The sequence below is a fragment of the Neobacillus niacini genome (genome assembly GCF_031456445.1).
Lineage (GTDB): Bacteria > Bacillota > Bacilli > Bacillales > Cytobacillaceae > Neobacillus > Neobacillus niacini_I.
The window spans coordinates 401,102-414,257 of record NZ_JAVDUQ010000001.1 but is presented as its reverse complement, the minus strand read 5'-3'; the positions used below and the strand labels follow the sequence as shown (position 1 = coordinate 414,257).

Below are 13,156 nucleotides of genomic sequence, written 5' to 3'. Positions count from 1 at the left end.
TTTTATAGATTTTTATAGTAGAATGAGGAAGGTAATTAGGTAGTTAGCCATTTTTAATGAGGTGTATTTATGAAAATCGTTGTCAGCGGCGGTGGAACGGGAGGACATATATATCCTGCTCTCGCCCTTATCAGAGAAATTCAAAAACAGACAAAAGATGCGGAATTTTTATACATAGGAACGAAAAATGGTTTAGAGAGCAATCTTGTCCCAAGAGAAAACATTCCTTTTAAATCGATTCATATCACCGGGTTTCGAAGAAAAATTTCCTTTGAAAATATTAAAACGATTTTTCGCTTCCTCAAAGGAACGAGAGATAGTAAAAAGATACTAAAGGAGTTTAAGCCGGACGTTGTGATTGGAACAGGCGGATATGTATGTGGTCCAGTTGTATATGCTGCAGCCAAACTTGGAATACCCTCCATCATTCATGAACAAAACAGTGTTCCTGGTTTGACCAATAAATTTTTAAGCCGATATGTAAATAAAATTGCCATTTGCTTTGATGAAGCGAAAGAATATTTTCCTTTAGATAAAGTTGTTTTCACCGGAAACCCTCGGGCCTCAGAAGTGATTGGTCAAGATGGAGTGAAGGGGCGTTTATCCATTGGTTTAAGTACAACAACACCAGCCGTACTTATTTTTGGTGGCAGCCGTGGTGCAAAACCAATTAATGATGCAGTTGTCAAATCCTTATCTGATTTTGGCAGTAAATTGTATCAGGTATTGTATATAACCGGAGATGTACACTATGAAGATGTTAAAAAAGAAGTAGAGTTAATCGGTAATCCCAGCAATGTTATCATTAAGCCGTTTATCCATAATATGCCTGAAGTACTGGCAGGAATTGATTTAGTTGTTTCCAGGGCAGGTGCTACCACGTTAGCAGAGCTTACTTCACTTGGGGTTCCAAGTATTCTTGTCCCAAGTCCGTATGTTACCAATAATCATCAAGAAAAGAATGCAAGATCATTGAGTGAAAATGGGGCAGGACAAATATTGCTGGAAAAAGATTTGAATAACAAAAGTCTTGTCGAGAGCATTGACCAGATTTTGTTAAACAAGGAAAAACTAAAAGAGATGAAGGAAAAAGCGAAGAAAATCGGCGTTCCAGATTCGGCTAACAGGCTTTATGATTTGATAAAAAAATTGACAAACGAAAAACAAAGGTAGCCCAAATTCACTTTTAGCATAAATTGAATAAATAAGGTTTAGAAAGTCAGGGTGATATAGTGGACGGAATGATCACACAATTGAAAGAATTAAATATTGGAAAGGTAAAGCAAAATGAACTGCTGTCAAACCATACCACCATCAAAATTGGCGGTCCTGCAGATTTGTTTATTGAACCCTCTTCAACTGAAAATTTAAAAAAAGTAATGGAATTAGTTCGTAAGTACCAATTGCCATGGAGAGCGATAGGACGTGGTTCCAATCTTTTAGTTTCTGATAAGGGAATTGAGGGTGTTGTAATTAAGTTAGGTTCCGGATTGGATCAGCTTACTATAAACGGATCTGAGATTACAGTCGGCGGAGGCTATTCACTCGTAAGCTTAGCCACAAAAATTAGCAAAATGGGTTTAACCGGTCTTGAATTTGCAAGTGGAATTCCAGGGTCTGTCGGTGGGGCAGTGTATATGAATGCAGGTGCACATGGATCGGATATTAGTAAAATATTAACGAGAGCCCTAATTTTATTCGAAAATGGAACGATGGAATGGCTTTCAAACGAAGAAATGGAATTTACCTATCGAACTTCTGTACTGCAAAAGAAACGTCCGGGAATTGTGGTAGAGGCTGCTTTCCAGATGGAAGCGGGCGTAAAAACTAGCATTGTTTCGCAGATGCAAAAAAATAAGGATTACCGAAAAGAAACACAGCCATGGAATTTTCCTTGCGCGGGCAGTATTTTTCGAAATCCTCTACCAAACTATGCCGGTAAGTTAGTCGAAGTGGCTGGATTAAAGGGGTATAGCATCGGCGGGGCCAAAATCTCTGAAATGCATGGAAACTTTATTGTAAATGCAGGTAATGCAACAGCAGGCGATGTTCTTGCTTTAATACAATATGTAAAGGACACTATCTATAGCCTATATGAAATTAAAATGGAAACAGAAGTTGAAATTATCGGACGAAAATAGAAAAGTGGGTGGGTAAATACCAAAATTTATTGCCCTTTTCTAACACTAATTTTTCGTCCAAATGACAAATATTGTGATATAATTACTAATCATAAATAAAAAACGGAAGAAAATGAATGACGGCATGATTATTCGTGCCGTTGTTTTCACTTTAAGAAGCAAATCCTCGGAAATTTCTTAGGCTATTTTTGGGGACAAGCGTAAGATTGTTCTTTTGACGGGGGGAAAGGAATGGATAAAGGTAAAATTGTTGCTTTAGAGGACAGAATACCTAAGTTAAAAGAGCAAAGACGGCGAAAAGCAAACAGAAGGCTTATTCTACTGCTATTTCTGTTTTTTGCATTAATTGCAGCCATTGCCTATATGCAATCACCATTAAGCCATATTAAACAGATTTCTGTAAAAGGAAATGATTTATATTCCAGTAAGGAAATTATAAAAAAAACTGGGGTCACGAAAAATACGAATATATGGAAGGTTAAGAGCAAGGAAATTTCCAAGAAGTTAAAGGAACTTTCAGAAGTTAAAAAGGCGGACGTTAAAATTCAATGGCCCAACACTGTTTTTATTACCATCCAAGAACATAACCGAATTGCTTATCTAAAAAAAGAAGGCTCCTATTATCCTGTTATGGAAAATGGGAAAATACTTAAAGGGAAATGGTTAAAAGAAATTCCGAATAATTCACCCATTCTTTTTGATTTCGAAGAAGGTGATGTTTTAAATGAAATGGTTGATGGACTGAAAGGTATTCCCGCCGAAATCGTAAATTCCATATCTGAAATCCACTATACTCCGAAAAAAACAGATAAATATCATATCTCCTTATTTATGAATGATGGTTTTGAAGTTAGTGCAACCCTAAGAAGTTTTTCAGAAAAAATGGTTCATTATCCTTCAATCGTCAGCCAATTAGACCCAAATAAAAAGGGTGTGATTGACTTAGAAGTAGGCTCTTATTTCAAGGCATATGATACAAAGACGGAGGATCAAAAAAAGTGAAGAGGATAAAGGTCAAGGGTAATCATGTCATCTTATCCCTTGTGTGTCTGGTGCTCGGGTATATGATTGCCTTTTCCTATCATTTAACTCAAAAGGAACACATGAGTGATACGAAAAAGCTTTCAGACCAGCAATGGGAGAAAACCCTTGATTTAAGAAACCAGTTGAATGCACAAAAGGAAACAAACAGAAAACTCGAAAAGGAATTAGCTTTAAAGCAAAATAGGGTTCTTGAAAATGAAAAAGACCTTTCAAAGGAAGCGCGAACTTTTTATAACCTTGCTGAGGATGCGGAGAAATACCGGATGTTTTTAGGTAGTGTTAAGGTGAAAGGCAAAGGAGTCAAAGTGACTCTGGCGGATGGTGCCTATGATCCTAAAGTGGTCAATGTTAATAATTATTTAGTCCATGAATTTCATGTATTTAAAGTTGTAAATGAATTATACATTTCCGGTGCTGCGGCAATTGCCATCAATGGGCAAAGGCTGACAAGCCATTCTTACATTAATTGCAATGGTCCTGTCATCACAGTGGATGGTGTGCAGCACCCGGCACCATTTGTGATATCAGCCATCGGAGACCCTGAAGTGCTAACTGCCGCATTAAATCTTACCGGTGGGGTAAAGGATCAGCTTGTAAATGATAATATTGTTTTTAGCCTTGAACAAGAAGATGAAATTACCTTGAATCCGATTCTAGGAAACTAGAAGATGAAGAGTATGTCCACATTTTAATATTTTAAAAGGGTTAGGTGAAAAAAGTGGACAAACCGACAAAAAACTTTAGCTTTACATTGATTATGGCTATCATCGGTTTTATGATTGCGATTCAATTTCAAACAATAAAAAAACCGGTGGATCGTGATACAAGAGATATTTGGGAGATTCGTGAAGCCTTGTTAAAGGAAAAGGAATTGCAGTCCACTCTTTTAAGTGAAATTCGTTCAAATGAGGAAAAATTAGCCGCCTATGAATCGAAACGAAAGCAGGGTAAGGAGCAGGTACTAAAAGGCACATTAAATGAGTTAAAGATTGAAGCCGGGTTAACAAAGGTAGCAGGCCCCGGAATTACCTTGAAAATTGAACCTGCACTTGAAGAAATTGAATTAGGGGCTCCTGTGACAAAGGTCGTTTCTCCAGATCTTCTGCAAAGATTACTGAATGAATTAAATATGTATGAGGCGAAATATGTCTCAATTGATGGACAAAGAGTAATTAATACCACCGTTATTCGTGATATTAATGGCCAAACAAAAATGGATGGACATACCATTAATAGCCTGCCAATCGAGGTAAAGGTAGTCGCAGATAGTATCGATACTGCGGGAAAACTGTATAATCGAATGAAGGTTTCCAAATCAATTGAAGAGTTTTATATTGAAAATTTAAGATTAACGGTGTCATCACCCAAAACAAAAGTGACGGTTCCCGCCTATGAAAATCCAATTCGAATTCGTTATATGGAGCCGGTTAAAGGAAATGAAGGAGGCAATAAGTAATGTGGCTTCCCATACTTGGATTAATCATTGGGACTGTTCTCGGGTTGTTTACTGACATTCGAATCCCTGAAGAATATTCAAATTATTTATCGATCGCTGTGCTTGCAGCTTTGGATACATTATTTGGTGGAATTAGGGCAAACCTGCAAAATATTTACGATGAAAAAGTTTTTGTTTCAGGTTTCTTTTTTAATATAATTCTCGCTGCAAGTTTAGCTTTTCTAGGTGTCCATCTTGGTGTAGACTTGTATTTAGCAGCAGTATTTGCCTTTGGAGTCAGGTTGTTTCAAAATATTGCTGTTATTCGACGAATTTTAATCGCAAAATGGTCATCTAGCAAAGAAAAATTAGAAAAAAATTGATGAATTTTAAAGGGAATCATTTAGTTGTGACGAATAATTTTAGTAAGATATGTATTGAAATCTTTTTTTGAACAAAATAAAATTGTTGTTCGACTGAAGGAATGCTAAAGGAGGTGCCAAAGAATGAACAGCAATGAAATATATGTTAGTCTTGACATCGGTACATCCAGTGTAAAAGTTATCATTGGTGAAATGGTCAATGACTCATTAAATATAATTGGTGTTGGTAATGTAAAATCAGAAGGTTTACGTAAAGGATCAATTGTAGATATAGATGAAACCGTTCATTCAATAAAGAGAGCGATAGAGCAGGCAGAAAGAATGATTGGGATGGAAATCAGGCAGGTCATTGTAGGAATAACGGGGAATCATGTTATGCTTCAGCCTTGCCATGGGGTTGTGGCCGTTTCTAGTCCGAATCGGGAAATTACCAATGATGATGTCTTAAGGGTGATTGATGCGGCACAAGTAGTTTCCATTCCGCCCGAAAGAGAAATCATCGGGGTAGTTTCCAAACAGTTTATTGTTGATGGACTTGATGAAATCAATGACCCGCGCGGTATGATTGGTGTCCGTTTAGAAATGGAAGGGACTATCATAACAGGGTCTAAAACCATTTTGCATAATACACTCCGATGTGTGGAGAAGGCCGGTCTGGATATACTAGACATCACCCTTCAGCCGCTTGCTGCGGGTTCATTTGCTTTATCAAAGGATGAAAAAAATCTAGGAGTGGCCTTAATTGATCTTGGCGGGGGTTCTACGACCTTGGCAGTTTTTGAACAAGGCCATTTGAAATCAACCAGTGTCTTACCGGTTGGCGGAGATCATATTACAAATGACCTTTCAAAGGTTTTATGCACCTCCACGGAGGATGCAGAAAAAATTAAGATTAAGCATGGACATGCTTTCTATGATGAAGCTTCAGAAGATGAAGTATTTAGTGTTCCGATAATTGGAAGCGATCAGCATCAACAATTTAACCAGCTTGAAATTTCTGACATAATCGAAGCAAGATTGGAAGAAATCTTTGATTTGATTTTACATGAAATGAAACGGAAAGGCTTTAATGATTTGCCTGGAGGGTATGTGTTGACCGGTGGAATCGCAAATATGCAAGGCGTGCTGGAGCTTGCCCAGGTGATATTGCAAAATAGAGTTCGCATAGCTTTGCCTGATTATATTGGAGTAAGAGAGCCTCAATATACAACAGCGGTTGGTTTAATCAAATATGCTTACAAGAATGCTAGATTACCAGGGGGGACTGTTGCTGCACCATCGCCGGTTTCGGAACCGATCGAAAAGAAAGTCCCAAAACAACAACAACAGCCAAAAGCAAAGGTAGAAAAGCAACCAGAAGAAAAGATGTCATCAAAAGTAAAAAAAATCCTTGGTTACTTTTTCGAATAAGCATACGAAAAGGAAAATCGACGAATTAGGAGGATTTGTCATGTTAGAGTTCGATACCAATTTAGATTCTCTTGCGACAATAAAAGTAATCGGTGTTGGCGGGGGCGGAAATAACGCAGTCAACCGTATGATTGAACATGGGGTACAAGGCGTTGAATTTATCGCTGTTAATACAGATGCACAGGCCTTAAATCTTTCCAAGGCAGAAGTGAAAATGCAGATTGGCGGAAAATTGACCAGAGGTCTAGGGGCCGGGGCCAATCCTGAAGTAGGTAAGAAAGCTGCTGAAGAAAGCAAAGAACAATTAGAAGAAGCTTTACGCGGAGCGGATATGGTGTTCGTAACGGCAGGAATGGGCGGTGGAACAGGTACCGGAGCGGCGCCCGTCATTGCACAAATTGCCCGTGAGCTTGGAGCATTAACGGTAGGTGTAGTAACACGCCCATTTACCTTTGAAGGAAAAAAACGTTCTTCACAAGCATCCGGGGGAATTGCTGCAATGAAGGAAGCAGTAGATACTCTTATTGTAATTCCTAACGACCGTCTTTTAGAAATTGTTGATAAAAGCACACCAATGCTGGAAGCATTCCGTGAGGCAGACAATGTACTTCGTCAAGGTGTTCAGGGTATTTCTGACTTAATTGCGGTTCCTGGATTGATTAACCTGGACTTTGCAGACGTAAAAACGATCATGTCAAATAAAGGCTCTGCATTAATGGGTATCGGTATTGCAGCTGGTGAAAACCGTGCAGCTGAGGCTGCAAAGAAAGCGATTAGTTCTCCATTACTTGAAACATCCATTGATGGAGCACAAGGTGTATTGATGAACATTACCGGCGGTTCAAACCTGAGCTTATACGAGGTTCAAGAGGCTGCTGATATTGTTGCAACAGCATCTGACCAAGAGGTAAACATGATTTTCGGATCTGTTATTAATGATAATCTAAAAGATGAGATTATCGTAACCGTCATCGCTACCGGATTCAATGAGGAAGTCATTCAGCCGAAAGCGGCTCGCCCTTCATTTGGACAGGCTAAACCGCCAATGGGTACAGTTAAAAGAGAACCAAAGCGTGAAGAAATACCGCAAGAGCCAGTTCGAAATACAAATGCAAATGGTTCTCAAGAAGAAGCTTTAGATATTCCAACCTTCTTAAGAAATCGGAATCGTAGAAGATAGATTTTTTTAAAAGAAAAGGCACAGTCCATATTATGATGGACTGTGCCTTTTCTTTTTTCTTAAATTTTTACTGGAAAAATGCGACAAAATTCCTGACATATAGTGAAAATTTCTTCTTTTTTGTTTACAGAAAGTGACACACTTCATCGCTCTATGTGGGTTATACTTTTTCCTAAACAAGATAAAAACAGAATAATAGAAGTATAAAGAGCGTTCAGTTTACTTTTGGAGGAATCAATGAAGGGGGAAGCTGTTTGGTTGTTTATTTAGATGTAATCTGGGCCCTAAACCTTTTATTTGATAGTCTTCTCCTATATTTAACAGCGATTTTTTTAAAGAGAAAGATTCGGTTATGGAGGTTGTTATCTGGTGGATTTATCGGTTCCTTGATCATCTTATTATCATTTACACCCGTACATGCCTATTCAAACCATCCGATTACAAAACTTCTTTTTTCGGTTTTGATGATACTTGCCACGTTTGGATATAAACGTCTGGTCTTTTTTATTAAAGCATTAATGACATTATATGTTTGTACGTTTTTAATTGGGGGTGCACTGATCGGGGCGCATTATTTTCTGCAAACAGATTCCATCCTGCTTGCAGGAATTAAGGGATTTGGAGATCCAATAAGCTGGCTGTTTGTCTTTATCGGGTTCCCTATTGCTTGGCATTTTTCAAAGAAGAATGTAGAAGGAATGGAAATGACCAAGATTCAGTTTGACCAAATTGTTTGTGTCAACATTAAAATCAATTCTGAGACCTATGAATTCAAAGGATTGGTGGATAGTGGAAATCAATTGTATGATCCTTTAACCAGGCTTCCCGTTATGTTTATCTCAATTAAAAATCAAATGGAAGTCATGTCAGAACCAATCAAGCGGATGGCAGCTAACACGGAGACTTTATTAATGGGAGAGGAAGAATTTCCTTCAGAATGGCAGAACAAGCTTCGAATTATTCCTTTTCGGGTGGTTGGACAAGAGCATCAACTGATTATGGCGGTAAAGCCAGACTCTATTTTAATTGAGAAAAACGGTGATTGCTTTCTTTGTGAAAAGGGTCTTGTATCGTTTACTATGCAAGAGCTTTCTCCCGATGATGCTTTTCAATGCATTGTCCATCCAAAAATGCTTACTGGACCTAGACAGCCAGGGAAATCAGAGAAAGTAAGTTAATATTACTATACTCAGAAAAACATATTTTTAGAAGGAGGAACTTGCATGAAAAAATGGAGACTACGCTTATCCTATTACTGGTATAAACTATTAATCAAATTAGGATTTAAAACGGACGAAGTATTTTATATTGGCGGAAGCGAAGCATTACCTCCTCCATTAAGTAAGGATGAAGAAGAGCTGCTTTTAAAAAAATTACCTGGCGGAGATAAGGCAGCGCGCTCGATTTTGATTGAACGAAACCTCAGACTTGTTGTCTATATTGCAAGAAAGTTTGAAAATACGGGGATTAATATTGAGGATTTAATCAGTATTGGTACCATCGGTTTAATTAAAGCAGTCAATACGTTTAACCCTGAAAAGAAAATTAAGCTTGCTACATATGCCTCGAGATGTATTGAGAATGAAATTTTGATGTACTTAAGAAGAAATAATAAGATCAGGTCAGAGGTTTCCTTTGATGAACCATTAAACATTGATTGGGATGGAAATGAATTATTACTTTCAGATGTACTTGGGACAGATGATGATATCATCACAAAGGATTTGGAAGCAAATGTGGACCGCAAGCTTTTAACTAAAGCTCTCCACCAGTTAACCGATCGCGAAAAGCAAATCATGGAACTTCGCTTTGGTCTTACAAACGGAGAAGAGAAAACGCAAAAAGATGTGGCAGATATGCTGGGGATTTCTCAATCCTATATTTCGAGACTGGAAAAAAGAATCATCAAAAGATTAAGAAAAGAGTTCAACAAAATGGTTTAATTTTAGAAAAAAAGAAAATTTTTCTAAGGAAAAAAGCTAAGAATTTCAGGACGTAAGCACGATTTTGGATCATTTAGGGTCAATCAGCTGCCAAGGAAAAGTGCATATTTTTCCTTCCCGAGGAGATACTGTTTTTTGTACAGCAACTCCTGTGAGGAGGGAAAAAGGATTGACTCGAAATAAAGTTGAAATTTGCGGTGTGGACACATCAAAGCTTCCAGTGTTGAAAAACGAAGAAATGAGATTACTCTTCAAGCAAATGCAAGAGGGCGAACTAACTGCCCGTGAAAAGCTCGTCAACGGAAATTTAAGACTCGTGTTAAGTGTGATTCAACGGTTTAACAATCGGGGCGAGTTTGTTGATGACCTGTTTCAAGTCGGCTGTATCGGACTAATGAAATCCATTGATAACTTTGATTTAAGTCAGAATGTAAAGTTTTCCACCTATGCAGTACCTATGATTATTGGAGAGATTCGTCGGTATTTACGAGACAATAATCCGATTCGTGTTTCCAGGTCCCTTAGGGATATTGCTTATAAGGCTCTGCAGGTCAGAGAACGTCTTATGAGTGAAACTTCAAGGGAACCAACAGCTGAAGAAATAGCGAAGGTATTAGAAGTTCCCCATGAAGAAATTGTCTTCGCACTGGATGCGATTCAAGATCCAGTTTCTCTCTTTGAACCGATTTATAACGATGGGGGCGACCCAATCTATGTAATGGATCAATTAAGCGATGAACGAAATAAAGACATCCACTGGATAGAAGAGATTGCTTTAAAAGAGGGTATGCGCAGGTTAAACGACCGCGAAAAATTAATTTTAAGAAAAAGGTTCTTCCAAGGTAAGACACAGATGGAAGTAGCCGACGAAATTGGAATTTCTCAAGCCCAAGTTTCTCGTTTAGAGAAAGCCGCAATCCGACAAATGAATAAAAACATCCAAAACTAAGCTGTCCAATTGGGCAGCTTTTATTGTTTATTTAAAATAAATCTCATTTTTTCATCATATATTTTTTATAGTATATAGAAAAATGGGAGTGAATAAGAATGGTAAAAATTTCTGATTTTCAAATAAAAGATGTTGTCAATGTTTCGGATGGAAAAAGGCTAGGGAATATAGGGGATATTGAAATTAATTTATCAACCGGAAGAATTGAGGCAGTAGTCATTAGTGGGAGCGGCAGGGTTCTCGGCCTTTTTGGAAAGGACCAAGACATTGTGATTCCTTGGAAGAATATTATCAAAATTGGTCAAGATGTAATATTGGTTCGTTATAAAGGCTTTGAGGAAAAAATATCTGATGAAGCTTAAAATTTCACCCAATATCCTTGCGGTGACCAATTTTGCTATTCATGTTAAACTATAGGAAAAGAAGAGGTTAGAGAATGGAACCATTTGTCAAAGGAAATCAATCATTTTTTACCATACAAAGCTGGATGGAGAAATTCCCCGGTTTAGTTGCCGGTATCACGACTAAAAATGGCGGGGATTCAGAAGGGATATATGAGCAGCTAAACATGGGGTTTCACGTTGGTGACAGTCCAGTACATGTGTGTTCAAACAGAGAGAAGGTAGCTGATCTGCTCCAATTCCCTTTGAACCATTGGGTTGGTGCTGAACAAACACATGATATTGTAATTCAAAAGATCTCAAAGGCAGCTCGGGGAAAAGGTTCTGACGCCTATGAACATTCCTTTAAAGCGACAGATGGTTTTTATACAAATGAAGAGGGGATTTTATTAACTCTCTGTTTTGCAGACTGCGTCCCTCTTTTTTTTATTGCACCGGAGAAACGTTTAATTGGAGCCGCACATGCTGGCTGGAAGGGAACCGTAAATGGAATTGCTTCCCATATGATCCGAGCATTTAACAAGGAAGGAATAAACCCGAATCAAATTTTTGTGGCTATTGGACCATCTATATGTAAAAAATGTTATATTGTAGATGACCGGGTGATTGATTTTGTAGTAAAAGCACTAGATGATGTCGAAAAAAAACCATATAATTTAGTAAATAAAGGTCAATATTATTTGGATTTGCGGGAAGTGAACAGGCAAATCTTGATGAAAACAGGTGTACCAGATCAAAATATTCTTTTAACCGGATTATGCTCCAGTTGCGACGAGGGGGAATTTTTTTCCCATCGTCGTGATAAGGGACGGTCAGGAAGAATGATGAGTTTTATTGGCTGGAAGGAGAGTTGAAACGTTCATGAAAGTGGCAGCAAAGCTTGAACATATTACAGAACAGATCATAGAAGCATGTCGAAAAGTAAATCGAAAGCCCGAAGAAGTGAAACTAATTGCCGTAACGAAATATGTAAGTATAGAAAGAGCGACGGAAGCAGTCGAGGCTGGGATCTTGAATCTTGGTGAAAACCGTGATGAGGGACTCCTTTCGAAATGGGAAGTGTTAGGGGACAAGCCTAAATGGCACTTCATTGGAACCTTGCAAACAAGAAAAGTAAAAAATGTTATCGATAAAATTGAATATATCCATTCATTGGACCGTTTTTCATTGGCACAGGAAATTAATAAACGTGCGGTGAAACCAGTAAAATGCCTTGTTCAGGTGAATATTTCACAAGAGGAATCAAAACATGGGTTAACTCCCCAAGTAGCAATTGAATTTATTAAACAGCTGCAGCCATTAGAAAACATTCGGGTTGAGGGCTTAATGACAATGGCCCCTTTAACAGAGGATGATAGCGTGCTTCGTAATTGTTTTCGCGGGTTAAGGCAGCTGCGGAACCAAATCAAGGAACTTCAACTGGAGTATGCCCCTTGCAATGAGCTTTCGATGGGAATGTCCAATGATTTTACAATTGCAATCGAAGAGGGAGCAACAATGGTAAGAATAGGAACAGCACTAGTCGGCGAAGATGGTTAGGAGTGGATTGTGATGAGCATAAAAACAAAATTAAAAACATTTTTCTTTTTGGATGAGGAATATGATGAAAACGAAGATGAGGAATATGTAGAAGAAGTGCAGCCTGTCAGACAGCAAAAACCACCTGCTAAACCTCAAAATGTAGTAAGCTTGCAAAGTGTACAAAAGTCTTCAAAGGTTGTACTCGTCGAACCGCGCACCTATTCAGAAGCGACGGAAATTGCCGACCATTTAAAAAACCGCCGTGCCGTTGTCGTTAACCTGCAGCGGATTGATAATGAACAGGGAAGACAAATTGTAGATTTTTTAAGTGGTGCAGTTTATACCATCAGCGGAGAGATTCAAAAAGTCGGAGACAAGATTTTTTTATGCACACCTGATAATGTAGAAGTGTCAGGTAATATTACAGAAGCATTGATGAACGGAAAAGAATTCCAAGATACGAGGTGGTAAGCGAAAATGGATTTAATTTTTACACTATTAATTGATTTAATCGGAATTTATCGCTGGATTCTAATCATTTATATTTTAATGTCTTGGTTCCCAAATATGAGTAGCTCGCAGATTGGTTCTTTTCTTGCACGAATTTGTGAACCGTTTCTTGAACCGTTCAGACGGATTATCCCGCCAATCGGCATGATGGATATATCCCCATTGGCCGCATTTTTCGTTCTTTATTATGCTCCCGCTGGCCTAAGTGCATTGCAAAGCTGGATTGGTTAATTTCGGGT

16 protein-coding genes are annotated in these 13,156 nt (G+C 38.2%); all 16 read left to right on the top strand.

All coding sequences use genetic code 11. The annotated features are described in order from the left end of the window. Nucleotides 1–69 precede the first annotated feature (69 nt). The 16 genes from murG (at nucleotide 70) to J2Y67_RS01980 (ending at nucleotide 13,148) form a co-directional block, all read left to right on the top strand. Complete coding sequence (gene murG, locus J2Y67_RS02055; protein WP_310169984.1) at nucleotides 70–1,173, top strand: undecaprenyldiphospho-muramoylpentapeptide beta-N-acetylglucosaminyltransferase; 1,104 nt, start codon at nucleotides 70–72, stop codon at nucleotides 1,171–1,173. A 68-nt stretch (nucleotides 1,174–1,241) separates the two neighbouring features. After that, nucleotides 1,242–2,141, top strand: a complete 900-nt coding sequence (gene murB, locus J2Y67_RS02050) for a UDP-N-acetylmuramate dehydrogenase (RefSeq protein ID WP_396954029.1) — start codon at nucleotides 1,242–1,244, stop codon at nucleotides 2,139–2,141. Between the two features lie 231 nt (nucleotides 2,142–2,372). Next, the gene (locus J2Y67_RS02045) at nucleotides 2,373–3,143 is read left to right on the top strand and encodes a cell division protein FtsQ/DivIB (RefSeq protein ID WP_310169980.1); all 771 of its coding nucleotides are present in this window, start codon (nucleotides 2,373–2,375) and stop codon (nucleotides 3,141–3,143) included. Beyond that, nucleotides 3,140–3,850, top strand: a complete 711-nt coding sequence (locus J2Y67_RS02040) for a DUF881 domain-containing protein (protein WP_310169978.1) — start codon at nucleotides 3,140–3,142, stop codon at nucleotides 3,848–3,850. The genes J2Y67_RS02045 and J2Y67_RS02040 overlap by 4 nt, the downstream gene beginning before the upstream one ends. A 53-nt stretch (nucleotides 3,851–3,903) precedes the next feature. Then, nucleotides 3,904–4,641, top strand: coding sequence for a DUF881 domain-containing protein (locus tag J2Y67_RS02035; protein WP_310169976.1), 738 nt, complete (start codon nucleotides 3,904–3,906; stop codon nucleotides 4,639–4,641). Then, nucleotides 4,641–5,003: a small basic family protein gene (locus tag J2Y67_RS02030; RefSeq protein ID WP_310169974.1), complete on the top strand. Its 363-nt coding sequence runs from the start codon at nucleotides 4,641–4,643 to the stop codon at nucleotides 5,001–5,003. The genes J2Y67_RS02035 and J2Y67_RS02030 overlap by 1 nt, the downstream gene beginning before the upstream one ends. Before the next feature lie 123 nt (nucleotides 5,004–5,126). Continuing rightward, nucleotides 5,127–6,413 carry a cell division protein FtsA gene (ftsA, locus tag J2Y67_RS02025; RefSeq protein WP_310169972.1) on the top strand — a complete coding sequence of 429 codons (1,287 nt, stop codon included), beginning with the start codon at nucleotides 5,127–5,129 and terminating at the stop codon, nucleotides 6,411–6,413. Nucleotides 6,414–6,453: 40 nt separating this feature from the next. Then, nucleotides 6,454–7,593: a cell division protein FtsZ gene (gene ftsZ, locus J2Y67_RS02020; RefSeq protein WP_310169971.1), complete on the top strand. Its 1,140-nt coding sequence runs from the start codon at nucleotides 6,454–6,456 to the stop codon at nucleotides 7,591–7,593. Nucleotides 7,594–7,847: 254 nt separating this feature from the next. After that, nucleotides 7,848–8,771, top strand: a complete 924-nt coding sequence (gene spoIIGA, locus J2Y67_RS02015; RefSeq protein ID WP_310169969.1) for a sigma-E processing peptidase SpoIIGA — start codon at nucleotides 7,848–7,850, stop codon at nucleotides 8,769–8,771. Between the two features lie 45 nt (nucleotides 8,772–8,816). Continuing rightward, complete coding sequence (gene sigE / locus J2Y67_RS02010) at nucleotides 8,817–9,536, top strand: RNA polymerase sporulation sigma factor SigE (RefSeq protein WP_310169966.1); 720 nt, start codon at nucleotides 8,817–8,819, stop codon at nucleotides 9,534–9,536. Nucleotides 9,537–9,705: 169 nt separating this feature from the next. Then, nucleotides 9,706–10,485, top strand: a complete 780-nt coding sequence (gene sigG, locus J2Y67_RS02005) for an RNA polymerase sporulation sigma factor SigG (protein WP_310169962.1) — start codon at nucleotides 9,706–9,708, stop codon at nucleotides 10,483–10,485. Nucleotides 10,486–10,583: 98 nt separating this feature from the next. Then, nucleotides 10,584–10,847, top strand: a complete 264-nt coding sequence (locus J2Y67_RS02000) for a YlmC/YmxH family sporulation protein (protein ID WP_133332509.1) — start codon at nucleotides 10,584–10,586, stop codon at nucleotides 10,845–10,847. Between the two features lie 74 nt (nucleotides 10,848–10,921). Continuing rightward, nucleotides 10,922–11,740, top strand: a complete 819-nt coding sequence (gene pgeF, locus J2Y67_RS01995; RefSeq protein WP_310169960.1) for a peptidoglycan editing factor PgeF — start codon at nucleotides 10,922–10,924, stop codon at nucleotides 11,738–11,740. 7 nt (nucleotides 11,741–11,747) lie between these two features. Further along, nucleotides 11,748–12,425 carry a YggS family pyridoxal phosphate-dependent enzyme gene (locus J2Y67_RS01990; protein WP_310169958.1) on the top strand — a complete coding sequence of 226 codons (678 nt, stop codon included), beginning with the start codon at nucleotides 11,748–11,750 and terminating at the stop codon, nucleotides 12,423–12,425. Nucleotides 12,426–12,437: 12 nt separating this feature from the next. After that, on the top strand, nucleotides 12,438–12,878 hold the full coding sequence (locus J2Y67_RS01985; protein ID WP_310169956.1) for a cell division protein SepF: 441 nt from the start codon (nucleotides 12,438–12,440) through the stop codon (nucleotides 12,876–12,878). A gap of 6 nt (nucleotides 12,879–12,884) precedes the next feature. Next, nucleotides 12,885–13,148: a YggT family protein gene (locus J2Y67_RS01980; RefSeq protein ID WP_310169954.1), complete on the top strand. Its 264-nt coding sequence runs from the start codon at nucleotides 12,885–12,887 to the stop codon at nucleotides 13,146–13,148. The last annotated feature ends 8 nt before the right edge of the window (nucleotides 13,149–13,156 follow it).